We start from the raw sequence: 25,142 nt of genomic DNA on the forward strand, positions 1-25,142 counted from the left end.
AGAGATCTCCAATGTTTAGGAAAAAGAAGGACCCGCTTAGGGAAGTCGATGCGATCCTCCTAGATCATGAGAATCGCATCGCCGCACTCGTAGCAAATGCTGCGCTTCTCGAAGAGACAAATGTGGAAGATAGCCTCACTCCCGAGGATGAAACTGGGGTCGAGGAATGCGCACCGTCACCCATTGTCGTTCCAACCTGGAATGAGATGGTGGCACGAGCGAGCAAATTCGCTTCGGAAGAGGATAGCCTCGACAGCCTCCTGACACAGTCAGACTGTGATGAAATAGACAGCAAACTCGCCGCTCTGAATGAGGAATTCGCCGCACAGCATCGCCTTGACAAGTTTGACATCGGCATTGCAGTGATGTCGGGAATTCTAGCTGCCGCAGTGGACATGTTCCTAGTCGGCGTTCCCGCTAGAACTCACGAACAAGGCTTACGAGCACAACCCCTTGAGAACTACGTCCGCGACCAGTTTAAGAAATGGCTTCCCGAAGACGAAATGAAAAAACTCGCCGCAACGCCTGCAGCAAAGGTCCCGTATGACGCACAATACAATGCCGGCTTTACCGAAACGTGGGTTGAAGGACTATACCCTACGATGCACAGGCTCTACTCGCTAGGCCATGACCCGCTGCTGGGTTTTGTAGTGGGCGTGGGAGACATCCTCAACGGAACCATTACCACCGTCGACAAGACCGGCAACGTAGTAGTTCAACAAATTGGCAGATACACAGATCGCAAGGCATCGACCGTTGCCGAAGCCCTCATCAGACAGTTCATCCATCTCAAAACCGATGTGAACACCGCCATGGGTCTCCCGGCGCCCCTCATGGGACTGTTCAATATTATGCAGTTTGGCGAACTTGGGACGGAGAAGCAAACAGTTGCCGAGATTGTCCAAGGCATGTACTACGAAGGCTACGACTTCGAACACTTCTGCGCGCAGAGCATCCCCACCATGCTCGCCGAGATCGCGGTGCGAGTCTCATACTTCTCCAAACGAATCCATGAGGGGCATAGCGTGAAGGAGTCCATCCCGTTCTCCAAGAACAGGGAGAAGCATCCCAAGCTCGCCACTATGCTGTTCCTGGCACATTCAGTTGCCGCGGGTATCGATGCCGGCAGGATATACTTCTCGAAGAATCCAATGGAGCTCAGCTACCCTGAGATGGCCACCTTTGCCGTTTACGCCATGGGACAGCTGAAGTGGTCTTTGGTGAAGAAGCCCAATCTCAGACACAAGCACATCATGCAAGCACTTGATCTCGAGCTGCAGGAACTTGCGAAATCATCCGAAGAAAGGCTTGAAAACATGAAGGGTTTTGAGTTCATCTTCGCTTAAAACTGAGAAGTTGAACCTTTCCGATTTTATTAAAGTCGGAAGCTCCCTCCGGCACATAGGCAGCATAGGCCCGACGTCGCCCGTTTGCAAACGGAGAACCGTCTCGCAGTCTAGCCATCTTCCGGCTGGACGTTTCACGTGCGAGATTGCAATGACGCAATCGGCATCAGTCGTGGCATAGGATCCGCCTGCAATAGCCGCTTGCCGACACGCTCCGTTTTAACGACATTTAGGTGGATATCGTAAAACTAATCGGCCATCTGCTTCAACAGCACTGAAAGGAGCCAGTCATAGGCTTCACACTCGCATCGCGTAAAGTTACGAGTATTTCGGAATACGTTCACAAAGAAATGAGCACCCACATTGAGTCCATCACCGTCGACAGAGGGGGCACCTTTATCTTTAAAGCCTGGATCCCGATGAACGTGAATCAGATCAAACGCGCCTGTGCTCGGTTGGCCAAGGAGCAGGCCGGGGATTGCTGATTGATCGTGAAATACCTGACCGCTTTGATCTCGTCCCTCACGGCGCTCATCGGACTTTCCGAGGCGCCCAAGCAGCGATCGAAGCAAAGAAAGACGATATGAGAAAGCCATTTGGGTCGCCTCCCCCGCGGCGCAGCTTCTTTCCGCGGGCTCGGGATGCCACAATGGGCTTTGAGTATCGGCCCGTGCGGTAGCCCTTACCGCACCTGCGGGGAGGAGGCTTCCCATGCCCCATGTTACCTCCATCGGCCTGGACGTCCACGCGCGATCGGTCGCCGCCGCGGCGTTCAACCCCTTCACCGGCGAGGTGGTGCACCGTGACTTCGGGACGGACGCCGCCGAGATCGCGGAGTGGGCCCTCGGGTTCGAGGAGCCCAGGGCCTGCTACGAGAGCGGCCCCACCGGCTTCCACATGGCGCGCGAGCTGCGCGCGCTCGGCCTCGACTGCGCCGTGGCAGCCGTCTCCAAGATGCAGAGGCCAGCGGCGGACGCGCGCCGCAAGAACGACCGGCGCGACGCCGAGTTCATCGCCCGCATGCTCGCCACCCACAACATCGTGGAGGTCCCGCTGCCCGATGCGGCCGTCGAGGCCGCCCGGGACCTCGACCGCGCCCTCGACGACGCCACGGCGGAGTACCGCCGCGCCAGGCAGCGCCTCAACATGTTCCTGATCAGGCTGGGCCACGTCTGGGACGAGCGCAACGCCGACGGGGCGAGGAAGGGATCCTGGACGCGCGCCCACTGGAGGTGGATATCCGGGATCAGGCTCGAGGGGCCCCAGCGCGACGTGCTCGAGTACTACGTCACGGCCGCGAGGTGCGCGGAGTCGGACCGCCGGCAGCTCGAGAAGAAGGTGCTCGCCCTCGCCCGGACCGACCGGTGGCGCCCGGCCGTCGAGGCGCTCTCCTGCATCAAGGGAATCGACACCCTGACGGCCTTCAGGCTCGCAGCCGAGGCGGGCTCCTTCACGAGGTTCCGGACGGCCCCGGCCTTCGCGAGCTGGTGCGGGCTGGTCCCGTCGGAGCGCTCGAGCGGCGAGACCGAGCGGCGCGGCGGGATAACCAAGACGGGCAACCGGCTCGCCAGGACGGCACTGGTGGAGTCGGCGTGGCACTACCTGACGTGCACGCCCCGCCCGAAGGCCCCGGCGCCCGGCGCGGACGTCCCCGCGGCGATCCGGGCGCGCGCCGACGACTGCACCGCCAGGCTCTGCCGCCGCCGCGAGGCGCTGGCGGCGGCGGGCAAGAGCTCGTGCAAGGCAAACGCCGCCGTCGCGCGCGAGCTCGCCTGCTGGGTCTGGGAGATCGGGCGCCGGGCGGAGGGGACCCTCGGCTGACCCCGTCGGACAACAAGCCTCCCGCCGGGAGGGCCCGCGCCTCGACGCATCGCCGGCGCGCGTTCACGAGCCCTTTTTGGGCAGCCCAAGGGCCGCGCCCGTGAACAAGACTGGTTTCGGACGAGCGCGCCGGACGGAGAATCGAAATGCGGTGGGGTGCGCGGACATACCGGGCTGACCGCCGGCAGCGCGCCCGCAAGAGCCCGCGGATATTAGCTTGCCAGGCAAGCGTCGACTAAACGTGCAGCGTGCGCGGGCCCTCCCGACGGGAAACGAAAAAGCCCGGTTTAAAACCGGGCTCGAACAAACACGCCTATTGACAATGGCTTTCTCATATTAGCAGCATTCGAAGCATAACAAGTCGCTGCCATTAAGGCACCGACCTCTTGACCAAGCAACGGCGTTTCCCAGCTCTCCAGAACTTGGGCTGCCGTCAACTTTATTCTATCCGCGAGCATCTGGTTTACCAAATGGATTTTCGGTAAAGGAAGCACGGCACGCCCGCAAAACCACTACGCCCCAAGTGCCGCCATGGGGATCACCGCCACGCCGTCGTCGCGTGTGTAGGCAATGCTCCCCTTTCCAACCACAACCGCCAAAAACGCCGGCGCGGCATTCTGGGCGGCAGGATTGGAGAGCACTTTCCTCTCCAGCGCCTTGAGATTTCTCGCTCCATCGTCTGCTTTCGCATCACTCAGCTTGACCTCGATGGCTCCCATCCGCACAGGTCCTCGGTCAGCTTGAGCCTGTTGAAGAGATCCAGGTGCGCAGCGATGGTCCTCTCGTCGGGGCCCGTCTCACCGTACGAGGCGTCCTTTATGAGCGTCTTGTACGTGACAGCCTGGCTCTCGTTCATGGCAAGAGCTCGCAAAAGGCCGTGTGCAAGCTCGGGCGATCATGCGATATACGAAATTACGCCATTCTCAATGCTGTTTTTACGCCGTTCTCAATGTAGTTTTTACGCCATTTTCATTGTAGGTTTTACGCTTGGCATCCTTAGCGCGACCCATTCCGAGCAATCACATCAGAGCGCGCTTGGTTATCTCCGCTCGCACATCTCGGCAAATGAAATCAGCTTGGTATCTCCCCTGCTCGCCGCAGCTTCCTGACATCCTTGCGTAAAGCCACGCTTCGAGAAGATCACGTAGCTTTTATGCTGACGCCTAAAGAGCTCGCTTCGGTACACGAGCTTTTCCAGAACATCCTCGCCTGCCGGTTCGTTACGCCATTTGCACTCCGCAAAGAGCGCCGCGCCCTCTCCGTCGTCGACAATCAAATCGATCTCTTCCTGCGTACGCGTCCGATTGTCCGTTCCCCACCAACGGCCAACTGTTGCCGGCACCACACCAAGTTCGCCCGCGCGTGCGAGTTCGTACACGTATTGTCTGCATATAAGCTCAAAGACCGTACCCATGTAATCCGATACGTGCGGCTCAATGCGCCTATACGCCATCTCGGCCATATCGTTTTGAATCAGCCCAATGTTCTGCGGCACAAACTTGTACCAGAACCTAAACATCTGGTCGCTCAGCAGATACACGGCTCGCTTATTGCTCGTCTCGTTTAGGGGCAGCTCGCGCTCGACAATCCCAAGCGACGCCAGCTTATCCACATAGCTCTTTACGTTGCTCGCAGGGATTCCCATAGAGCTCGCAATCTCTGAGATCTTCGAGCGCCCCTGGGCAATTGCTTGCACGATCGCATCATATTGCTCGGGATTGCGGCACTCTTGCAATAGCAGGTTACTCGGCTCCTCAAAGAGATAGCCCGTAGGAGTAAGAAAAAGACGTTTGATGTTGTCCTCGAGCGATACGGTAGGATCGACTTTCTCGATATATGCAGGAATGCCGCCCGTCATGCCATAGCAAACCGCAGCGTCTTCGCGACCCATGCTCTGCCACAAGCCGAGGGTCGTCGTAAAATCCAGCGGCATGATCTTAAACTGGGCCGTACGCCTACCGTATAGCGGACTCTCGTAGCCCAGCACCTGCTCTTCCATGAACGAAAGCGACGACCCGCACAGGATAAGCATGAGCTTGGTCTCTTTGTACAAGTGATCGATCTTGTCTTGCAGCAACGAGCTGATCTCGGGATTCGATTGGGCGAGATAGGGATACTCGTCAATCACGACAATCAAACGTTCCGTGCGAGCCATGGTGGCCAACGCATCGAACGCCTCGTCAAAACTACGAAACGACACACCTGCAGCACCAACCGAACCCGCAAGTATCGCCTGGCTAAAGCCGTGCAGGTTTGCCACTGCATTGGTACGACGAGCTTGAAAGTAAATAGCCTTCTTGCCTTGGATAAACTCTGTGATAAGACGCGTTTTACCCACGCGACGGCGGCCGTAAATCACAGGCATTTCAAAGGAGCCCGTGCCATACAGTCGATTGAGCTCGGACATTTCCACTGTTCTTCCGATAAACATAGGGCCATCCTTCCTTTGCGTTATAGCTAGCTATATTATACCTTCCTATAATATAGCTAGCTATAACGCAATTCGACAAGCGGCGCACGCAAAAGGGGCGGTACACCCCCGCACGTGGACCGTTCCGGAAAATGTATCCCGTTCTGGAGCCAAAAACTGGGCCGTAGTTTCCGCCAAGCATGCCATCCGGAAAGCGTGTCCCGTTCTGAGCCTGAATTCTGGGATGCACTTTCCGCTGAAGCTTCTACCGGAAAGCGAATCCCATTCTGAGCGTCGAATCCGGGACGCAGTTTCCGGTTGAGGGCTGTTCCGGAAAGCTTGTCCCGTTCCGAGCGGCAATTCCGGGTCACGGTTTCCTCAGGTACAAGGCGACAGTCCGCCGCCCTTATCACATGCCTTCAAATATGCGATCCAGAAACACAAAACAGCAGATAGAATGCTCTTTTTCAAAAAGTACACGTCCCGAAACTTACCAAGACTTCATATCCAGCTACCGTTCACGGTCGCCGATTACCGCCCACCGATTCAAACAAGAAATATGTCGCCAAAAGCAGGCCATCTACCTGCATGGTTAGATTTTGGTCAGCTTTTGGTCAGCTGAGCGGCAAGTTCCAGCTGATACGTTTTTGCTACCCAAAAGGAGGCGGTAGCTCATGACCCATTGCAATGACCAACTCATCGACCAACTGCTCACTCAAGCCGAACAAGAGGGCCGCTGTCTGATTCCCCCGAGCGCGGCGATCCGAAAAGCGCTCCTTCGGCGCACCGGCGGCACGGTTGTCTCGCTCATGCCGGGGTTGTTTGCGCGAAAAACGCGCTGGGATGAACTCAACCGAGCGCAACGCCATTGCGAGATTATCCGCGCCCTTGCGATCATCCATCCCGATTGGACGTTCTGCTCGTTTTCGGCAGCTTGCCTGCTGGGGCTCGAGGTCTCGTGGCGGCACCTGAACGTCGTGCATGTTTGCAGCTCGACAAAGCCGTCGGCTCGTCCGGGCTCACATATTCAGCGGCACCAGATCGAGCCGGCCGGAGCAATACGCAGAGCCGGCATATCGGTAACGCCGCCCATCCAAACGGTCACAGATTGCCTGCTGCAAACTGGTTTTGCCGACGGCATGCCCATTGCCGATTCGGCGATCTTAAAGCTCGGCCTTGCACGGGAACAGCTGATGGAGGCCGTTGAGCAACGAGCGACTGCCCGCAATGGTCGCGCAATTCGCACCGCCCTCACGACACTTCGATATGCCGACGCCCGCGCCGAGAGCGGCGGGGAATCGGTCGCCCGAGCCGTCATGATCGAGACGGGCTTTGCGCCCGACTGGCTTCAATACGAGCTGACGGACCCCTTCGATTCGGCCAAGCCCATACGAACGGACTTTGCCTGGGAGCGCCAGGCGCGGGAACTCACGCTGGGCGAGCTCGACGGGCTCATCAAATATACCGACCAGACCATGCTGGCCGGACGCACCACCGCCGAGGCGCTCGTTGCCGAACGACAGCGCGAGGCGTACCTATCGCTCTACGGTCACCCTCTGCTGCGCTTTACCATGAACGAGGTCCGCTCGACAGGAATGCTCGCCAAAAAGCTGCAGACGGCAGGCATCCAGCAGACCGCGCTGCCGACATGGCTCAACGATATTGAGCTGTAGGAGCTGCTGAGCTTATGCCCGCCTGCCCACCAAACTGGGACACACTTTCCGGTTGGCAGCACCCGCGAAAACCATGTCCCAAATTGAGCGCTCAAAACGGGATGTACTTTCCAGATGGCATGCCTAGCGGAAACCGTGTCCCGGAATCAAGGCCTAGAACGGGACAGACTTTCCGGTTGAAGCGCCCAGCGGAAACTGCATCCCGGAATAGACGCTCAAACTGGGACGCAGTTTCCGGTTTCCTGCTGTTCCGGAAAGCACGTCCCATTCTGGAGCCGAAATCTGGGACGCAGTTTCCGTATGCGGAGGCGCTCCAAACAAAAGGCCCCGGCTCGCGATAAAGTCGAGGCCAAAGGCGCAGCATATACAGTTGATGTTGAGCGCGAACAGCCCATCAGCAATGGTCGTCCGCACCCCACCCTACCCGCGGTTGCGAACGCGGCTGTACGGCGTATCCACCATGGGCAGATCCGGACGCAGCTTGCCGTCGAATGCGCGATAGGCGTTCTGTACGGCGGGCGCCGTGGGAATCGTTGCGATCTCACCGATGCCCTTGCCGCCGTATGCCACGGGCAACAGCTCGTCCTTCTCCACGTAGATGGCGTGGATATTCGGAATCTCGGGCGCACGGAACAGCCCGAGCGTACCGTACCTTGCCTGGGGTACGCAGTCCTTGAGCGGCCAGTCCTCGGTAAGCGCATAGCCCATACCCATGAGCACGCCGCCTTCGATCTGACCCTGGATGGAGATGGGGTTGACCACCTTGCCGGAATCGTGCGCGGCATAGACCTCGCTCACGCGGCCGTCATCATCCAGAATGACCACATGCGTGGCAAACCCGTAGCAGATGTGGCTCTTGGGGTTGGGAACGTCGGCGCCCAGCTTGTCGGTCGGCTCCAGGTACACGTAGCCAAACTCGCATCCCTCGAGCGCCTTGATGGCAGCCGCGGGATCCTGAGGATGCATACCTTGGCCGGCGACGAGCTCCTGCGTGCGCAGCTGATAAGCGCGACCGTCGTCGTACTCAATCTTGACGCCGTCGCCATGCGCGCTCACGGGAGTATCGGGTGCGGGCTTGCCGGCCTCGATGTCAAGCATGGCATCGCGCAGCAGGAAGGCGGCACCGCGCACGGCCTCGCCGGTCACGACCGTCTGACGCGAGCCAGACGTGGTGCCGGAGTCGGGAGCGTTCTCGGTGGAGCACTCGCCATTGGCAATGCAGCTCAGCGGCAGACCGCAGGCCTCGGCAACGTCCTGCAAAAAGACCGTGTTGCAGCCCTGGCCGATGTCGGACGTGGCGGCGTAGACCACGGCGCGGCCATCCTCGACGCGGATCTTGCAGCGGCCGGCATCGGGCAGGCCCACGCCCACGCCGGCGTTCTTCATGGCGCAGGCGATACCGGCGTGTCCGGGATGCGCGTAGTAGGCATCCTTGACCTCGAGCAGCGTCTCCTTCAGTGCCGTGGAGCAATCGGCAATCTGGCCGTTGGGCAAAACCTCGCCCGGCTCGATGGCGTTACGGTAGCGGATCTCCCACGGATCCAGGCCGACCTTCTCGGCCAGCAGGTCGATCAGGCTCTCGAGCGCAAACTCGGACTGGCAAACGCCAAAGCCGCGGTACGCACCGGCGGGCGGGTTGTTGGTGTAGTAGCCAAAGCCGCGAATGTCGGTGTTCTGGTACTTGTAGGGGCCGACGGCATGCGTACAGGCGCGCTCGAGCACCGGGCCGCACAGCGACGCGTAGGCGCCGGTATCAAAGTTGATCTCGCAATCCAGGCCGGTAAAGTTGCCCTCGGCGTCGCAGCCCAGTGTAAAGGTGCCGTCCATGGCGTGACGCTTGGGATGGAAAGCGAGCGACTCGGCACGCGTGAGCTTACACTTCACAGGACGCTGGAACTTATATGCGGCGAGCGCGGCCAAGTGCTGGATGGACACGTCCTCCTTGCCGCCAAAGCCGCCACCCACGAGCATGGTCTCGACGACCACGCGCTCGGGCTCGCTATCCCAGCCAAACATGTGAGCGCACTCTTTGCGCGTGTCGTAGGCGCCCTGGTCGGTCGACTGCACCTTGACGCCATTCTTGTACGGGAAGGCAACGGCGCACTCGGGCTCCAAGAAGGCATGCTCGGTAAAGGGCGTGGTAAAGCGCTGCGTCACGGTAAACGCGCTCTCTGCCAGCGCCTTGGCGGCGTCACCGCGCGTCACGTGACGGCTCTGGCACACGTTGTCCTTGAGCTCCACCGTGTTGCCAAAGGCAAAGAAGCTGTCGTGCAGGCGCGGGGCGTCGGCAGACCTGGCCTCGGCGATGTTGCGCACGGGCTCCAGCGGCTCGTAATCGATCTTTACGAGCTTCTTGGCCTTCTCGAGCGTCGCCTCGTCCTCGGCAACCACCAGCACGATGGCATCGCCCACGCAGCGGGTGATGTCGCCCTGGGCGATCATGACGTCCCAGTCCTGGATAAGGTGGCCGACCTGGTTGACCGGCACGTCCTCGGCGCGCAGGATGCCCACCACACCGGGCAGGGCCTCGGCCTTGGAGGTGTCGATGGAGAGCACACGGGCGCGCGGGTACTTGGAGCGCACGGCGCTGGCATAGGTCAGACCCGGCTGATCGAGCTCGTCGATGTCGTCGGGATACTTGCCCTCGCCGAGCACCTTCTTACGCACGTCGATGCGGAAGGCGCGCTTGCCCACGCCGTAGTCGTCGCCGCGCTCCAAATCCTCGTCGATCTGCTTTTCGCCACGGAGCACCGCAGCTGCCAGCGAAATGCCCTCGATAATCTTTTTGTAGCCGGTGCAGCGGCAGACATTGCCACGGATGGCGTACTTGATCTGCTCCTCGGTGGGCTCGGGGTCCTCGGCGATCAGCGCTGCACCCGCCATGACCATGCCGGGGATGCAAAAACCGCACTGCACGGCGCCCACGGCGCCAAAGGCGTACACAAAGGCCTCGCGCACGTCCTCGGGCAGGCCCTCGACGGTCACGATGTTACGGCCGGCGGCAAGAGCAGTGGTCAGTACGCACGCCTTGACGGCCGCACCGTCCACATGGATGGTGCAGGTGCCGCAGGCGCCCTCGGAGCAGCCGTCCTTGGCGGAGTGAATGTGCAGGTCGTCGCGCAGATAGCGCAGCAGTGGTTTATTCTCCGTCGTCGTGTGCTCGACACCGTTAACGGTAAAAGTGAATTCCTGTGCCATGGTGATTCCCTTCTACACGCCGGCGGCGATGCCGGTGCGGTCGTGGATGGCGCCATGCGGGCAGACGACGGCGCACATGCCGCACGACAGGCAGTCCACGCCGTCGATATGGGCGCAGTTGTCCTCGATGCGGATAGCGCCGGCAGGGCACTTTTTGGCGCACATACCGCAACCGATACAGCTCGTGTCGCAGACCTTGCGCGCAATGGCACCCTTATCGGTGTTGTTGCAGCGCACCAGAATGTTCTGGTAGCCGGGGACGAAGGCAATCACGCGCTGCGGGCACGCCACGCCGCACAGGCCACAGCCCGTGCACTTGGAGCGGTCCACGCGGGCGATGCCATCGACCAGCGCAATGGCGCCGTGGGGGCAGGCCGTGACGCAGGCGCCACAGCCAATGCAGCCTTCGCTGCAGCGGGCATCGCCGCCTGCGGAGGCGCAACCGCTTCCGCAGGCAACGTAGGCCACGTTATGTTGAATGGATTTGGCCATAAGAGACTCGCCTATTTCTTAAGAAGGTACGAATAGTTGTCGCGCACAGCCCTGATGGTCAGGCGGACGGCCTCGGGAAGACCGGTGTTGACGGCATCGACCGATACGGTGCGGACCGTGCCGGCGACGCGGACCTTAAAGTGGTCCTCGCCCACGGCCAGGAAGCCCTCGTTCTCGGAGTTCTCCATGTCCTGCTCGCTCCAGAACAGGGTGAGTTTGTCCTTGTAGGGACGACCCTCCTGGTAGGGGCAGAACACGGCGCAGTTGCCGCACTCGTTGCACATGCCGTCGACATGAACGACCTGATGCTTGGCCAGGCCCGGCACCTTGATGGCAACGTTGGCGCGGTTGGGGCACACGTCGCAGCAGACCTCGCACACCGAACCGCAGCCCAGGCAGCGGGTCTTGGTGCAGTTGCGCTTGTCGCGGCACAGCGACCCCTTGCGCTCGTAGCAGGTGTCCTCGCGACCGGCCTGCTCGTTGCAGTCGGCGTACTTGTTAAAGTCCACGCCAGCGATGGCGCGGGCGACTTCGGCGGCGTCGGCAATAGCCTCGACCACGGTGGCCGGACCGCGACGACAGTCGCCCGCAGCCCAGACGCCCTCGACACCGGTGGAGGTGGCGGCAAGACGGCCACGACGGTCGTGCTCGACGCCCGCGGCATCATACAGGCTGGCATCGATACCCTCACCCACGGCGCAGATCACCGTGGTGGCGGGAAGCTCAACGGTCTCGCCCGTGGCAACGGGGCTGCGACGGCCGCTTGCATCCGGCTCGCCAAGCTCCATAACATCGCAGGTCAGCACGGCGCCGTTGAGTGCCTTGGGAGCCAGCAGCTCGCAGAACTCAACGCCGTCGGCAAGAGCAAGATCAAGCTCTTCCTCGTCGGCGGGCATCTGCTTCTTGGTGCGGCGATACACCAGGCGCACGTTCTTCACACCAGCCAGGCGCTTGGCCACGCGGGCAGCATCCATGGCGGTGTTGCCGGCGCCAATGACTACGACGTCCTCGCCCAGCTCGAGCTTCTCGCCCCTCTTGGCGGCCTCGAGGAACTCCAGCACGTCGAGCTCGGCGCCCTCGCCCAAGCCCGCAGAGCCGGGCATCCAGGCACCGGTGGCCACGACAACGTCGGTAAAGCCCTGAGCCTTGAGCTCGCCGATGGACTCCACGCGAGCGTTGAGCTGCACCTTGGCGCCAAAGGCCAGGCAGAGCTCGGCATCGTGGGAGATGTCGTCGCTCGCGATACGGAACTCGGGGATCACGTGACGGACCACGCCGCCAAGCGAATCGCGGGCCTCGAAGATGGTGACGCGCACGCCGGCGCGCGTCAGGAAGAACGCCGTCGCCAGACCGGCAGGGCCGCCGCCGATAACGGCAACATTGCGCTCGCTGTCGTTGGCGATGGCCTGGGCGCGCAGCTTGGGCAGCACGGCGGTCATGGCCTCGCGGGCGGCCTTGAGCTTGCTGGCGCGAATCTGGGCGCCCTCGGGCTCGTAGAACGCACGCTCGCAAGCGCGGCCGCAGGGATGCGGGCAGATGGTGCCGGTAATGAACGGCAGGGCGTTGCGCTCGATGATGATGTTGAGCGCGTCCTCGTAGCGGCCCTCGTCAACAGCTGCCAGATAGGCGGGAATATCCTGCTGGATGGGGCAGCTCGTGCGGCACGGCGTGGTAAAGCAGTCGGAAAGCGGGCTCTTGCCGGCGACCTTGCGGTCGGGCAGCGGACGCAGCGGCTTCTTGTAGAGCGGGTTGGTGAGCGAATCGGCCTGGATCGCGGCCACGGCGTCGAGCGAGACGCCCGCGAACGGCTTGCCATCCAGATCGGTGAACTCGCCGGCCATCTGGCTAAAGCGCTCGTAGCCACCGGGCTTGAGCACGTCGGTCGCCAGGGTAACGGGCCAAATGCCGGCATCGTACAGGGCGCGGATGTTGTAGACCGTGGCACCACCGGAGTGGCTGATGCGCAGCTTGCCATCGAACTGCTCGGTAATGCGGCGGGCGGCCTCGATGGTCAGCGAGAACAGCGAACGGCCGGACATGTACATCTCGGTAGAGGGCAGCTCGTTCCTCGTCACGTCGACGGGGAAGGTATTGGTCAGCTTGACGCCAAACTCCAGGCCGCGCTCGGCGCACAGGGCAATCAGGCGCTCGAACATAGGCACGGCATCGGCCCACTGCAGGTCCTCGCGGAAGTGCGTGTCATCGAAGACGATGTAATCAAAGCCCAGCTCGTTGAGGCGCTGACGTGCAAACTCATAGCCCAGCAGCGTGGGGTTGCACTTGATGTAGGTGTTGAGGCCCTTCTCGGTGATCAGATAGGTCGCGATGCGCTCGATCTCGGCCGGCGGGCAGCCGTGCAGGGTAGACTCGGTGATGGAGTTGGAGACGCGCGCCGGGATGGACTCGACAAACGCGGCGTCAACATGCTCAAACTTGTCCAGGTTGGCGAGCGCCCATGCGCGGCACTCGTTCCAGACGTCGGAGCCGCTAGCGTCCTTCATGCCCTCAATGTACGCATCGACCTTGGGACTCTTGATGCCCTCGAGGTCATAGCCCACGGACATGTTAAAGACAAATCCGTCCGGGCTGCCCAGGCCGTACTCGCGAGCGATGAGGTGGCAGGCAAACCATGCCTTCACGTACTCGGCAAAAGCCTGCGGAACCTCGAGCTCGGTCGACCACTCGCAGTTGTAGCACTCGTCCTGTGCCACAATGCAGGGCTTGTTCACACACTTGGAGAGCTCCTCGCCGTCCATAACCTGAACGGTCTTGAGCTCAAAGAAGCGGGAGCCGGCCACATAAGAGGCCACGATGTTCTGGGCAAGCTGCGTGTTGGGGCCGGCGGCCGGGCCAAACGGAGTCTCGATGCGCTCGTCAAAAATGGGAAGCGCTCCCTCCTGGTTGGCCGTGACCATCTTGCGCACGCCAAAGATGGCGCCCTGAGTCTTGTGCTCCTCGATGATCCAGTTCATCAGCTGCGAAAACGGGATCGGCCTCATGATGTCGCTCATAATGAGCTCCTCTCTGTAACGCCCGGCGAGACCGCGCGGCGGGCGCAAATACGGTGTAGCGCTAGCACAGCGCCGGCGACCCCGCGGAGGCCGCCTATACGTGCGTCGGATGCGGCGAAACATCCGACGCACGCGAATCTACTTGTGAATTAGTAGGCGCGATCGTTGAGCGTGCTCCAGAGCTTCTTGGACTCAGCCATGGTCCACGCGTTGATCTTGTCCTCATCAATGCCAACGAACTCGCGATCCTTGTACAGGACGCGGCCGTTGATGATGGTGGTGCGGCAGTTTTTGCCCATCATGCCAAAGAGCATGTGGCCGTCGATGTTCTCCTCGCTCAGCGGCGTAAAGGGCTTGTAGTCCATAACGATAACGTCGGCGGCAGCGCCGGCCTCGAGCACACCAAGCTTGCGATCGAAGTACTTGCTCGCCATCTTGGCGTTGTTCTCAAACAGCATAGTCATGGCCTCGCACCAGCCCACGTTGGGCATGGCAGCGTTGTGGCGCTGAATGATCAGGAAGACCTTAAGGCTCTCGAGCATATCGTGGGTGTAGGCGTCGGTACCCATGCACACGGGGATGCCGCGGCGGAAGAACTCGAGCACGGGGGCGCAGCCCACGGCGTTGCCCATATTGGATTCGGGGTTGTTGACCAGCCAGGTGCCGGACTCCTTGACGATATCCATCTCGGCAGGCGTCACGTGGATGCAGTGGCCCAGCATGGTGTCGGGACCAAGCAGGTTGTGCTGCAGCAGGCGCTCGACGGGGCTGATGCCACCGCGGTTGAGGCGGGAGTCCCACACGTCATTCATGCCCTCGCACACATGGATGTGGAAGCCGGTCAGGCCGTTGTTGGCCTCGGCCATCTTGTCCATGGTCTCGTCCGACAGCGTAAAGGTGGCATGCCCGCCAAACATGGCAGCGATCATGTGGTTGTCGTTATCGCGACGCTCCTTGGCGGCCCACTGGGCAAATTCGGCGTTCTCGGCAATGGCCTGGTCGCATTTTTCCTGGCCACGGCGATCGGAAACCTCGTAGCACAGGCACGAACGCATGCCCAGCTCCTGAGCTGCATCCTTAATGGTAAAGAGGCTTCCCGGGATCTCGCAGAAGCTCGCATGGTGATCGAAGATCGTGGTGACGCCGTCGCGGATGGAGTCCAAAATCGTAGCATAGGCGCTGGCCTTGGTGCCGTCGAGCGTCAGGTTGTCGTCGATCTTCCACCACTGCTGCTCGAGATTCTCCAAGAAGTTGGTGGGGTTGCAGCCCTTAATGGCAAGGCCGCGGGCCAGACCCGAGTAGATGTGGGTGTGGCAGTTGATAAGTCCGGGCATGATGAGGTTGCCCTGGGCATCGACGTACTCGGCATCCGGGTACTTGGCCTTGAGCTCGCGCTCGGGGCCCACTTCGACGATCGTATCTCCGTCAATGGCGACCGCACCGTTTGGAATAAACGGGGTCTGAGCGTTGCGGGTAAAGATGGAACCGTTAGCGACCAGAAGCATGGATGCTCCCTTCAACATCAGAGGCGGGGTTTGACACCTCTGACATGGCGGAGTGCGAAGCGCCGGCCTACACCGGAAACGGGCCCTCTCCCGTCAACGCTTCACCAAAGGGACAAACCCTTTGAAGTGCGGCTTGGTACCGCATGGCGTCGGCGGACGAGGCGATGCGTCCGCCGACGAATAGCACCGAATTGGTTACTTCTTGCTCTCGGGCAAGACCAGATCCACGGCAGCGTCCTTGGCAGCATCGATGTGCTGAGCCACGACCGGCGTCTGCGGAAGGATCAGGTTAAGGACAATGGCCATGATGGCGGTGGGGGTTACGGCATTGGAGCCGATGACGGTGGACACCCAGGCGGGCATACCCTCGCCGGCAAGGCAACCGCTGGCCATCCAGATACCCAGGCCAAAGACGACGGAGGTGCCGACGATGGTGGTGGTGCGCTGCGTGAGGCCCTCGCGGGTGAACATGCGCACGCCGTTCATGGTGATGGTGCCAAAGACGCCGACGGTCGCGCCGCCGATGACGGGCTGCGGGATAGCGGAAAGGACGGCAGAGAGCTGCGGGAACAGACCGGCGATGGCAAAGACGGCCGCAATGATCACAAAGACCCACTTGTTGACGACCTTGTTGGAGCAGATGATGCCCACGTTCTGGCCAAGGGCGCTGGTGGGAAGACCGCCCAGCAGACCGCCGACCATAGAGGTGAGGCCCTGGGACACGATAGCGCCGGAGAGCTCGCGCTCGGTGGGCATACGGTCGATGGAGCCCAGGCAGGCGGCGGAGACGTCACCGATAACTTGGATGGCAACCATGGGGAACACGACGGCGAGGGTAATGCAGACCTCGGGATCAAACTTGAGCGCGTAGGGCATGAGCTTGGGAAGAGCGAAGACCTGAGCGGTGGCGACGCTGGAGAAGTCGATCATGCCAAAGGGGATGGAGACGATCATGCCAACGATCATGCCAAAGAACACGGATCCCAGCTTGAGCGTGCCCTTGCCAAAGTTGGCGAGCGCAAAGACCACGGCGAAGGTGATAAGAGCGACGCACCAGGCCTGCGGGGTGCCCCACAGCGGCGTACCCATACCGCCGGCCATATACTTGACGGCCGTGGGATACAGCGAAACGCCGATGGAGAAGATGACCGTACCGGTCACGACGGGCGGGAACAGCCACTTGATCTTGCTGTAGGCCAGACCAAAGAGGACCGCGACGGCGCCGCCGACGATCTCGCCACCCAGCAGCGCACCAAAGCTAAAGCCCGAGGCACCCATGGCCTGCAGGGCCGGCAGGAACGCGAACGAAACGCCCATGACGATGGGCAGGCCGCCGCCGATGCGACGGAAGGGAGCGAAGGCCTGAAGGGCCGTGTCGATCGCCGAAAGAATGAGCGCGACCTGGATGATGTCGGTACTCTGCTGGCTATTAAAGCCGTAGACGCCGGCCATGATGACCGCCGGGGTAATGATGCCGGCAAACGATGCCAGTACGTGCTGAAGGGCACACGGGATCATTTCCTTAACGGGAGGCATGCCTTCGCGAGTGAACAGGGCTTCAGTACCGTTCGTAACCGTCTCCTGGGTCATTTGACCACCAATCCTCGAAGTAGTTGTTTTCGCATCTGACGCTCTATTGTGACGCAGTGCGGGGTTGAGGTTGTGCCTTCATTGCATATCGTATTAAAGATGATTCTCATTCTCAATAATAATTTTTTGTTATCAGACTATTCTTCAGCTGAAATTACGCATTTCCGCAGGTCAGGAAAGTGTCTGGTCAAAATAACATCTAACATTTCTTTTGGTCAACCGTTTACCGCTAAATTCCTACCGTTCGTCTGCATTACGCAATGTACCTGCGGATATACGAGATGATGGGCAGCGTGTTACCATGATAAAAAATTGTTATGAACACTTCGATAGAACCCAAAGGAGTTGCCCGTGAACGAGACCGTACGTCGCTTTTTGCCGATGGTCGATTTCCTGGAGCAGGTACTCGGTAAGAACAGCGAAATCGTCCTGCACGATTTCTCGGATCCCGACCACGCCATCGTCGATATCCGCAACGGTATCGTGAGCGGCCGCAAGGTCGGCGGTCCCGCCACCGATCTGGCGCTCAAGATCATGCACGACGCCAAGTATCGCGACCTGCCGTTTATTACGGGCTACGAGGGCCGCGGTGCCGGTGGCAAGACGTTGGAGTCAGCGACGTACTTTATCCGCGAGAATGACGAGATCGTCGGCATGCTCTGCGTCAACACCGACCTCTCGACCGTGCGCTCCATCAACGCCATGGCACAGCAGCTCATGGCGTGCTTCGACGCGGCGCCGACGCGCACGGAGCCCGCCTCTATCGAGGTCGAAAGCCTTTCGGAGTCCACACAGGAGCTCATCGACCGCAGCATTGCCGAGCTGCTGAGCGCTCGCGGGCTGGATGTGACGTCGCTTGGTCAAAGCGACCGCGTGGACGTCATTCGCCACCTCAACGGCAACGGGGTGTTCATGCTCAAGGGCGCCGTGGCCTGCGCCGCCACCGCGTTGGGCATCTCGGAGCCCAGCGTCTACCGCTACCTGCAAAAAGTTCGCAAGGAGGGCTAACGAGCAAAATGGAGCGCGGCTCCACAAGCGATTCCTCACTTAACAAAAGACTCTGCAGCTCGCACGCGCTGCAGGGTCTTTTTGCATGTCATGTTTAGTTGTTGCCAACACCTTAGAGGGCGGCGACGACCTCGATCTCGACCAGACCGCCAGCCGGAAGGGCGGCAACCTGGAAGGCGCTGCGCGCGGGAAACGGGGCCTCGAACTTGGAGGCGTAGATCTCGTTCACGGCGGCGAAGTCGGCGATGTCGGCCAGGTAGACCGTGGTCTTGACGACATCGGCAAAGGTGGCGCCGGCAGCGGTCAGCAGGGCCTCGACATTGGCGAGGGACTGCTTGGCCTGGGCCTCGACGCCCTCGGGCATCTTGCCGGTCGCGGGGTCGATGCCCAGCTGGCCGGACAGGAACACCATGTTGCCGGCCTGGATACCGGGGGAATACGGGCCGATGGCGGCCGGTGCGTTATCGGAAGACACGACGGTCTTGCTCATGTTTTTCTCCTTACGATCAGATAGAGAGCGTGAGCGCGGCGTTCGCACCGGGAGGCACAATTCGGTCTGAACACCGCGCTTGATTGGGATAGTACTCAAGGTTTCCGTGCGATGCAAGAATATTATCAGCTTGCGAGAATATTTTATCGCCCAACGGTTTCTCCGAACCGCTGAACGGTTCTCATGTGGAGCAGCCAGTCCAAGCTGCTGAAGACTTTGTCCTGCTTAGGCTGCGGGCATCGCCCATCGCGACGGCGCCACTATACTTTTGAGTATCTGAGCATTTTGAAAGGCAGGATATGACCGCAACCGCCAGTCGAACCACCAACCGCAGACCCGAGCTCTTGGCCCCCGCCGGAGGCCCGGAGCCCTTTGCCGCCGCACTCGCTGCCGGCGCCGATGCCATCTACTGCGGCATGGGCAGCTTCAACGCCCGCCGCAAGGCAACAAACTTTACCGACGAGGCCTTTGAGCAGGCCTGCCGCGCTGCGCACCTGGCCGGCTCGCGCGTCTACGTCACGGTCAACATCGTCATCAAGGAATCCGAGATGAGCGATGCGCTGCAGCTCATCCATCGTTGCTCCACGCTGGGCGCCGACGCCTTTATTATCCAGGACTGGGGCCTGTTCTTTGAGGTCAAGCGCACCATGCCCGGCATCGAGACACACATCTCGACTCAGGCGAACATCCATGATGACCGCGGAACGCTTTGGTGCCGCGAGCAGGGCGCCGACCGCGTGACCCTCTCGCGCGAGCTCTCCATCGATGAGATCACCGCCATCCACGACGCCGCGCCCGACGTTGACCTGGAGGTCTTTAGCCACGGCGCCATCTGCTTTTGCTACTCGGGCCTGTGCCTGCTGTCGAGCTTTGCCATGGCGGGTCGCTCGGCCAACCGCGGCATGTGCGCCCAGCCCTGTCGCCTGCCTTACGAGCTGATCGACGAGAACGGCCGCTCGCTCTCCCCTGCCGGTCGCGAGCGCGCGCTGTGCCCGCGCGACACCAACACCTCGCAGCTCGTTCGCCGTCTGTATGACGCCGGCGCCGCGTCGCTCAAGCTCGAGGGCCGCATGAAGGCCCCCGATTACGTGTATTCCATCGTCGACGTGTATCGTCATCAGATTGATGACATGCTGGCCAATGTTTCGACCTCTAAGGATGAAGAGGCCGCCCGCCAGCGCCAGCTCAAGCGCTGCTTTAACCGTGACTTTACGCACGCCTACCAAGACGGCACCTCGGGTGACGAGATGATGAGCTACGAGCGCTCCAACAACCGCGGCCAGATCGTGGGCACGGTGCTCGGCAGCCGCCTGGCCAACCGCGATGTGCGCGGCCTCAAGCCCGACGACCGCCGTCGCCGCGCCGCCATCGCCCGCATTGAGCTGTTTGAGCCCGTGGGCAAGGGCGACCTGCTGGAGCTTCGTCATGACGACGAGTTTGACCAGTTCCTGACCACCATCGCCGCCGATGATGCCGCCGTCGGCGACGTCATCGAGTGCCGCGTGCCCCGCAGCATGCCCGAGGGCTGCCGCGTGCGCGTGATTCGCAGCCAGCGCGCTATTGACGCCGCCGGCGCCGCGCTCAAGCGCGACGTGCTGCGCCGCCGTGCCGTAGATGTAACCGTTGTGGCGCGTTTGGGTGAACCGTTTGCCGTCACGCTTACTTGCTGCGACGACCCATCGCTCACCGCCACGGCCACGGGCTTTACCGTCGAGGCCGCCAAGACCCGCGCGGTTGAGGCGTCCGATCTGGTGGAGCATGTGGGCCGCATGGGCTCCTCGCCCTTTGAGGCTGCAAGCTTTGAGGTGGCGCTCGATGAGGGCTGCGGCATGGGCTTCTCCGCCGTGCACAGGGTACGTGCCGCCGCCTGCAAGTCGCTGGAGGAGACCATTCTGGAGCCGTACGAGGAGCGCGCCCGAACGCTCGAGCTGCCGGCGATTATTACCAGTGATTCCCGCCCCGCGCCCGAGCACTACCGCGATGAGCCGCAGATCTGCGCCACCGTCACCTCGCTCGAGGCCGCCGAGGCAGCGCGCGCGGAGGGTGCATCGCGCATCTACATGACCACCGACGCGCTCGATGCGGCCGAGCTCTCCCCCGCCGATGCGTTTGAGCAGGGCATCGTACCCGTGCTCGATGAGGTCTGCCGCGCCGTCGACCACGTACGTGTCGACCCGTGGATACAGGCTGGAGCGACTGTCGCCGTCGGCAATATCTCCGAGCTTGCCCTGGCCACCCAGGTTGGCGCCACGGCCGAGATTCGCTCCTGCCTGCCCGTGCACAACACGCCTTGCATGGAGGCACTTGCCAAGCGCGGAGCCGGTGCGTTTTGGCTCTCGCCCGAGATCACGCTCGACGAGATCGTCTCACTCGGCGCCGACGCGCCCGCGGCTCTGGGCATCACCGTCTTTGGCCGCCCGCGCGTCATGACAAGCGAGCATTGCATTCTGCAGGTTGCCAACGGCTGCATCCACGATTGTGCCAACTGCTGTCTGCGTGCCCGCAAGCTCTCGCTCAAGAATATCGACGGCAAGGTCATGCCCGTCCGCACCGACATCCACGGCCGCTCTCGCCTGTACGATGCCTACCCCATCGACCTCACGCCGCAGGTTCCTCAGCTGTTCGATGCCGGCGTGCGTCGTCTCATGGTGGACGGAACGCTGCTCGAGACGGATGAGGTGGGCCGTGCCGTCGCCCGCGTCCGTCGCGCCGTCGAAGCAGCGCAGGCCGGCCGCAAGCCCGCCGCCCGCCTACGCGGGGCGACCTCGGGCTGCATGTTTGTGGGAATTAGCTAACCGAAAGGCTTACACGTGAACGAAGAACCTCAAGTCCTCTACTGCGACGCCTGGCTCATGGCCATCGACAAGCCCGCCGGCATGATTGTCCACGGCGACGGCACCGGCGAGCGCACGCTCACCGACTACGCCAGCGATCTGTTGCTGGCGATGGGCGACGGCTTTGCCGCGACCGACATGCAGCCGCTCAACCGCCTGGACCGCGACACCACCGGCGTGGTGCTGTTCTCGCTCGACAAGCAGACGCAGCCCGCCTTTGACCAGATGGTCATCGACCACGCTTTCGAAAAGCACTACCTGGCGCTCGCCGAGGGCAAGATCGACTGGAACGAAAAGCTCATCGACAAGCCCATCGCCCGCGACCGACACGACAGTCGAAAGATGCGCGTCGGCGCCAGCGGCAAGCCGTCTCAAACGCGCGTGAAGGTGCTCAAGCGTCTTAAGAGCCGTCGTGGTCTGCCCACGCGCTCGTATATCGATGTCGAGCTGCTCACCGGCCGCAAGCACCAAATCCGTGTGCATCTGGCGAGCGAGCGTCATCCCCTGGTAGGCGACGACCTGTACGGCACGCCGCTTCCTTGCGGCCTCATGCTCCATGCCCACAGCGTGTCCTTCACGCATCCCGTAACCGGCGAGCACATCCACATCGAAGCCCCTTGCCCCTGGGAGCCCTAAACCACCACAATGGGAACAGGCACCTTTATGATGGTTTTGCCGCGATGGCTCAGCCGCGGTCCCAAAACGTCTCGATCTGTAACAGTTAGAACCCATTTTCCGGTCTATCTGTTACAGATCGAGACATTCGAATCCCCTCAAGGGAATAATCTCAATCTGTAACAGTAACTCGGCAAAATCAGTCCCAGATGTTACAGATTGAGACAAAGGGACGGCGCGGTTCGTAAGTATCTCGATCTGTAACACCTAGCCCACTTTTAACGGTCCAGTTGTTACAGACTTAGACAAACCGGCAGACAACGAAAGCGGCGACGCCCGTGATGGACGTTGCCGCTTTTCTATTGAGAAAACTACTCGGTTTTCGTTACTAACCACCACAATGGGGACAGGCACCTTTGTGGTGGTTTTGGTCTTAGCCCGTCCCTTGCTGTTAGACCGTGATGACGTTGTCCATTGCCCGGTACTTGGCAGGGACATCGCCTGCGGTAATAATCGTTGCGTCACGGAAGTCCGCGAACTTGACGGGCGCCACCATGCCAAATTTACTGGCGTCCGAGATTACGAAGCGCTTGGCCGTATGGCGCATCGAGATACGCTTTACTTGCGCCTCCTCGATATCGGGCGCCGTGAAGCCCTGCTCGGCGGCAATGCCGTTAGAGCCCCAAAAGCCACAGTTGAAGTTGTAGCGGTCTAAGGTTGCCAAGGCATCGGGGCCAACGAGCGCCTCGGTCTCGGGTTTGAGCTCGCCACCCAGCACCACGGTACGCATGCCGCGCAAAGCAAGGCGTTGAGCATGGAGCACGGAATCGGTCACATAGGTGACATCTTCAAGGTGTGGAAGATGCTCGATGAGCCTGAGCGTCGTCGAACCCGAGTCGATGTATACAAAGCTCTCGGGCTCCACAAGTGCCGCCGCACGGGCGCAGATACGTTCCTTGTCGTCGTTATGGAGATCGCTGCGCTCATTAAGCGTTAGGTCGCGCGTCACGTGCGCGCGCTCAAGGCTCGTCGCCCCACCGTGCACCTTGGCGATACGGTGTGCGCGATTGAGCGTCTGCAGGTCGCGCCGAATGGTAGACGCCGTCACGCCCAGGGCTTCGGCAAGCTCCGGCACGGTAACCGAGCCGGTCTGCTGAACCATCGACACGATCGCGTTGAGCCTATCTTCCGCTAGCATCGCTTACTCCTCCTCGGGGTACACGACTCCCCAGTCGGCGCGTAGCTTGGTCATCAGCTCCATAACATCAGAAGCATAATCCAGCAGCTCACGCTTAGAGTCGTCGCCGGCAACGGCCTTCTCAAGATCGGCCATCTCATAGCAAAGGGCGTAAGCCTCGGTGCCGGCGTGGACCTCCTCGCGGTGGCCGTCCGCAGTCCACACGATGGTCGCGTGATCGGCGCGCGGATACTCGTTGACCTCGATATAGCACTTATCGAAGCTAATAATCGAGCGCTTGGGTTGCTTGGAGTGAAGCGTAAGGCTCACAACACCCAGCTGCTGCTCGGCATTACGGCAGACGATGCCGCCCGCAACGTCAACACCGGTCTCACAGGTGTTGCCCAACGAAACGACCTCAATGGGCTGGCTTGCCATAAAGAGACGCATGACGGACAGGGCATACACGCCAATGTCGAGCATGGCACCGCCAGCAAGGTTGCGGTTGTAGAAGCGATTGGTCAGATCGCCGTACTCCTTGTAGCTACCAAAGTTGAGCTGGGCGAGGTTCATGCGGCCGAACTCACCGGCATCCATGCGACGGCGCAGCTCTTGATACAAGGGCATATGAAGCACCGTGGTGGCGTCCATGAGGACGACGTTGTGCTCGTCGGCGATGGCACGCGCCTCGTCGAGCTCAGCGGAATTGAGGGTAATGGCTTTCTCGCAGAGCACGTGCTTGCCGGCGGCCAGCGCGTCACGCAGATAGGTGATATGCGTGTTGTGCGGCGTGGTGATATAGACGGCGTCGATGCCCGGATCGGCGTAGAGGTCCTCAACCGATTCATAGACCTTCTCGATGCCATACTGCTCAGCAAAAGCCTGAGCCTTGGACAGCGTACGGTTGGCGACGCCCGCAAGCTTGCGGCCGGCAAGAGCGAGAGACTGGGCCATCTGGTTGGCGATAACGCCGCACCCGATCACAGCCCAACGAAGCTCGGGAGCCGTAAAGATATCATCGGGGAATGGCTTGTCCTGGACCGAAGCGAACGCTGCTTTTGCGGCTGCCGCGGAGTCGAGTGGAGCCTGCTTGGAATCTACCATATGTGCCTCCTGTGTCATAGAACGTCTTGCATTTCGGATAGCTCTATATTCGCACAAACACGCGCGTCTGTGCGCGTTTTTGCGTATCTCACCGCTAAACGGTCATTTTTGTCCCGTAAACGGCGCATCTATACGCATATTCACGCAATCCCACGCACGCAAATACGCACAAATGCGAACCGGTCATTGCTCAGAGACAGGGGCTTATGCTTAGAACTCAAAAGACAGGATGATCCGCTTCGCCTTCGCTCATGGCGCGCTGCAGCTCTAAGGACCGTCCCAAACTGCCGACAGAAAAGGAACGTTCCAAACTGCAGACAGAAAAAGAACGTCCCCAGGCGCCGGCATTTCAAGAGCACTCATTTAAGTCTGTCCCCAATGAGTGGGAGTAATCAGAGACCCTTTGCGAGGGAGGCCGGACGTGGCCTTCCTCGTTTTTATTCATGGACTTTAGTCCGTGCCGCGCGGCACGCGCGGCATAGAAAGCCACCCGCTCAGCGGGTGGAGGCCAATTTCCGCTACGCGACAAAAACCTTCCCCCTAGCATGAGGATTGTTCAGGTCATCATACTAGGGGGAAGGTGATTGCTGTGGCCCAGAAAGCCAACAGCCTCGCGTACACGAAATGGCTGTGCAAGTACCGCATCGCACCGAGGTCAAGCTCATCGCCGCCATCGTCGAGAAGCACCCCAAGGTGCGCTTTGCCGCGAGCCGCACCTCGGCCCACGCCGACCTCTACGACCGCATGGAGCAGGCCCTGTGCGAGTGCGTGGCCAACGCGGTGGAGGTCGTCCGCTCCGACATCAGCCCCGCGTTTCTTGTCCACACCGGTCCAAACCTCGTGGGTGTGGCGGTCCAGGGACTCTAGC

At 60.9% G+C, this 25,142-nt stretch carries 19 protein-coding genes; 7 read left to right on the forward strand and 12 right to left on the reverse strand.

Annotated elements, in window-relative coordinates; all coding sequences use genetic code 11:
- Positions 1-11 precede the first annotated feature (11 nt).
- Positions 12-1,346, forward strand: coding sequence for a hypothetical protein (locus tag LCQ44_RS00615; protein ID WP_161145238.1), 1,335 nt, complete (start codon positions 12-14; stop codon positions 1,344-1,346).
- 248 nt (positions 1,347-1,594) lie between these two features.
- On the opposite strand, the gene LCQ44_RS00620 is transcribed toward LCQ44_RS00615, so the two are convergent.
- The gene (locus tag LCQ44_RS00620; RefSeq protein ID WP_225093818.1) at positions 1,595-1,942 is read right to left on the reverse strand and encodes a hypothetical protein; all 348 of its coding nucleotides are present in this window, start codon (positions 1,940-1,942) and stop codon (positions 1,595-1,597) included.
- Positions 1,943-2,057: 115 nt separating this feature from the next.
- On the opposite strand from LCQ44_RS00620, the gene LCQ44_RS00625 reads away from it, so the two are divergent.
- Entirely contained in the window at positions 2,058-3,167 is a 1,110-nt protein-coding gene (locus LCQ44_RS00625; protein ID WP_161162656.1) for an IS110 family RNA-guided transposase, read from the forward strand.
- Positions 3,168-3,679: 512 nt separating this feature from the next.
- Here LCQ44_RS00625 and LCQ44_RS00630 read toward each other — a convergent pair.
- From LCQ44_RS00630 to LCQ44_RS00640, 3 genes are all read right to left on the reverse strand, one after another.
- The gene (locus LCQ44_RS00630) at positions 3,680-3,886 is read right to left on the reverse strand and encodes a hypothetical protein (RefSeq protein WP_117734342.1); all 207 of its coding nucleotides are present in this window, start codon (positions 3,884-3,886) and stop codon (positions 3,680-3,682) included.
- Positions 3,862-4,023 (reverse strand): hypothetical protein, encoded by a 162-nt coding sequence (locus tag LCQ44_RS00635; protein WP_161144910.1) that lies wholly within the window; start codon positions 4,021-4,023, stop codon positions 3,862-3,864. Before LCQ44_RS00635 ends, LCQ44_RS00630 begins: the two co-directional genes overlap by 25 nt.
- 183 nt (positions 4,024-4,206) lie before the next feature.
- Entirely contained in the window at positions 4,207-5,598 is a 1,392-nt protein-coding gene (locus LCQ44_RS00640) for an ATP-binding protein (protein WP_195247098.1), read from the reverse strand.
- A gap of 653 nt (positions 5,599-6,251) precedes the next feature.
- On the opposite strand from LCQ44_RS00640, the gene LCQ44_RS00645 reads away from it, so the two are divergent.
- Positions 6,252-7,250 (forward strand): hypothetical protein, encoded by a 999-nt coding sequence (locus LCQ44_RS00645; protein ID WP_195247106.1) that lies wholly within the window; start codon positions 6,252-6,254, stop codon positions 7,248-7,250.
- 420 nt (positions 7,251-7,670) lie between these two features.
- On the opposite strand, the gene xdh is transcribed toward LCQ44_RS00645, so the two are convergent.
- The 5 genes from xdh to LCQ44_RS00670 all read right to left on the reverse strand — a co-directional run bounded on the left by xdh (position 7,671) and on the right by LCQ44_RS00670 (position 17,046).
- Positions 7,671-10,448 carry a selenium-dependent xanthine dehydrogenase gene (gene xdh, locus LCQ44_RS00650; RefSeq protein ID WP_196022156.1) on the reverse strand — a complete coding sequence of 926 codons (2,778 nt, stop codon included), beginning with the start codon at positions 10,446-10,448 and terminating at the stop codon, positions 7,671-7,673.
- Between the two features lie 12 nt (positions 10,449-10,460).
- Positions 10,461-10,940 (reverse strand): 4Fe-4S binding protein, encoded by a 480-nt coding sequence (locus tag LCQ44_RS00655; RefSeq protein WP_195247110.1) that lies wholly within the window; start codon positions 10,938-10,940, stop codon positions 10,461-10,463.
- A gap of 11 nt (positions 10,941-10,951) precedes the next feature.
- Positions 10,952-13,951 carry a putative selenate reductase subunit YgfK gene (gene ygfK, locus LCQ44_RS00660; protein ID WP_225093819.1) on the reverse strand — a complete coding sequence of 1,000 codons (3,000 nt, stop codon included), beginning with the start codon at positions 13,949-13,951 and terminating at the stop codon, positions 10,952-10,954.
- A 149-nt stretch (positions 13,952-14,100) separates the two neighbouring features.
- Complete coding sequence (gene ssnA, locus LCQ44_RS00665) at positions 14,101-15,456, reverse strand: putative aminohydrolase SsnA (RefSeq protein ID WP_225093820.1); 1,356 nt, start codon at positions 15,454-15,456, stop codon at positions 14,101-14,103.
- A 195-nt stretch (positions 15,457-15,651) separates the two neighbouring features.
- Positions 15,652-17,046: a uracil-xanthine permease family protein gene (locus LCQ44_RS00670; protein WP_225093821.1), complete on the reverse strand. Its 1,395-nt coding sequence runs from the start codon at positions 17,044-17,046 to the stop codon at positions 15,652-15,654.
- A 351-nt stretch (positions 17,047-17,397) separates the two neighbouring features.
- On the opposite strand from LCQ44_RS00670, the gene LCQ44_RS00675 reads away from it, so the two are divergent.
- Positions 17,398-18,054 (forward strand): helix-turn-helix transcriptional regulator, encoded by a 657-nt coding sequence (locus LCQ44_RS00675; RefSeq protein WP_225093822.1) that lies wholly within the window; start codon positions 17,398-17,400, stop codon positions 18,052-18,054.
- Between the two features lie 112 nt (positions 18,055-18,166).
- On the opposite strand, the gene LCQ44_RS00680 is transcribed toward LCQ44_RS00675, so the two are convergent.
- Positions 18,167-18,544 carry a RidA family protein gene (locus LCQ44_RS00680; protein WP_055285184.1) on the reverse strand — a complete coding sequence of 126 codons (378 nt, stop codon included), beginning with the start codon at positions 18,542-18,544 and terminating at the stop codon, positions 18,167-18,169.
- Positions 18,545-18,843: 299 nt separating this feature from the next.
- On the opposite strand from LCQ44_RS00680, the gene LCQ44_RS00685 reads away from it, so the two are divergent.
- Together LCQ44_RS00685 and LCQ44_RS00690 are read left to right on the forward strand one after the other, a co-directional pair.
- The gene (locus LCQ44_RS00685) at positions 18,844-21,339 is read left to right on the forward strand and encodes a U32 family peptidase (protein WP_225093823.1); all 2,496 of its coding nucleotides are present in this window, start codon (positions 18,844-18,846) and stop codon (positions 21,337-21,339) included.
- Between the two features lie 15 nt (positions 21,340-21,354).
- The gene (locus tag LCQ44_RS00690) at positions 21,355-22,014 is read left to right on the forward strand and encodes an RluA family pseudouridine synthase (protein WP_225093824.1); all 660 of its coding nucleotides are present in this window, start codon (positions 21,355-21,357) and stop codon (positions 22,012-22,014) included.
- A 430-nt stretch (positions 22,015-22,444) separates the two neighbouring features.
- On the opposite strand, the gene LCQ44_RS00695 is transcribed toward LCQ44_RS00690, so the two are convergent.
- Both LCQ44_RS00695 and LCQ44_RS00700 read right to left on the reverse strand, forming a co-directional pair.
- Positions 22,445-23,191, reverse strand: coding sequence for a DeoR/GlpR family DNA-binding transcription regulator (locus LCQ44_RS00695; protein ID WP_225093825.1), 747 nt, complete (start codon positions 23,189-23,191; stop codon positions 22,445-22,447).
- Between the two features lie 3 nt (positions 23,192-23,194).
- The gene (locus LCQ44_RS00700) at positions 23,195-24,274 is read right to left on the reverse strand and encodes a Gfo/Idh/MocA family protein (protein WP_117647565.1); all 1,080 of its coding nucleotides are present in this window, start codon (positions 24,272-24,274) and stop codon (positions 23,195-23,197) included.
- Positions 24,275-24,898: 624 nt separating this feature from the next.
- On the opposite strand from LCQ44_RS00700, the gene LCQ44_RS00705 reads away from it, so the two are divergent.
- Positions 24,899-25,141, forward strand: coding sequence for a DegV family protein (locus LCQ44_RS00705; RefSeq protein WP_117797428.1), 243 nt, complete (start codon positions 24,899-24,901; stop codon positions 25,139-25,141).
- The last annotated feature ends 1 nt before the right edge of the window (position 25,142 follow it).

The organism is Collinsella aerofaciens (assembly GCF_020181355.1).
Lineage (GTDB): Bacteria > Actinomycetota > Coriobacteriia > Coriobacteriales > Coriobacteriaceae > Collinsella.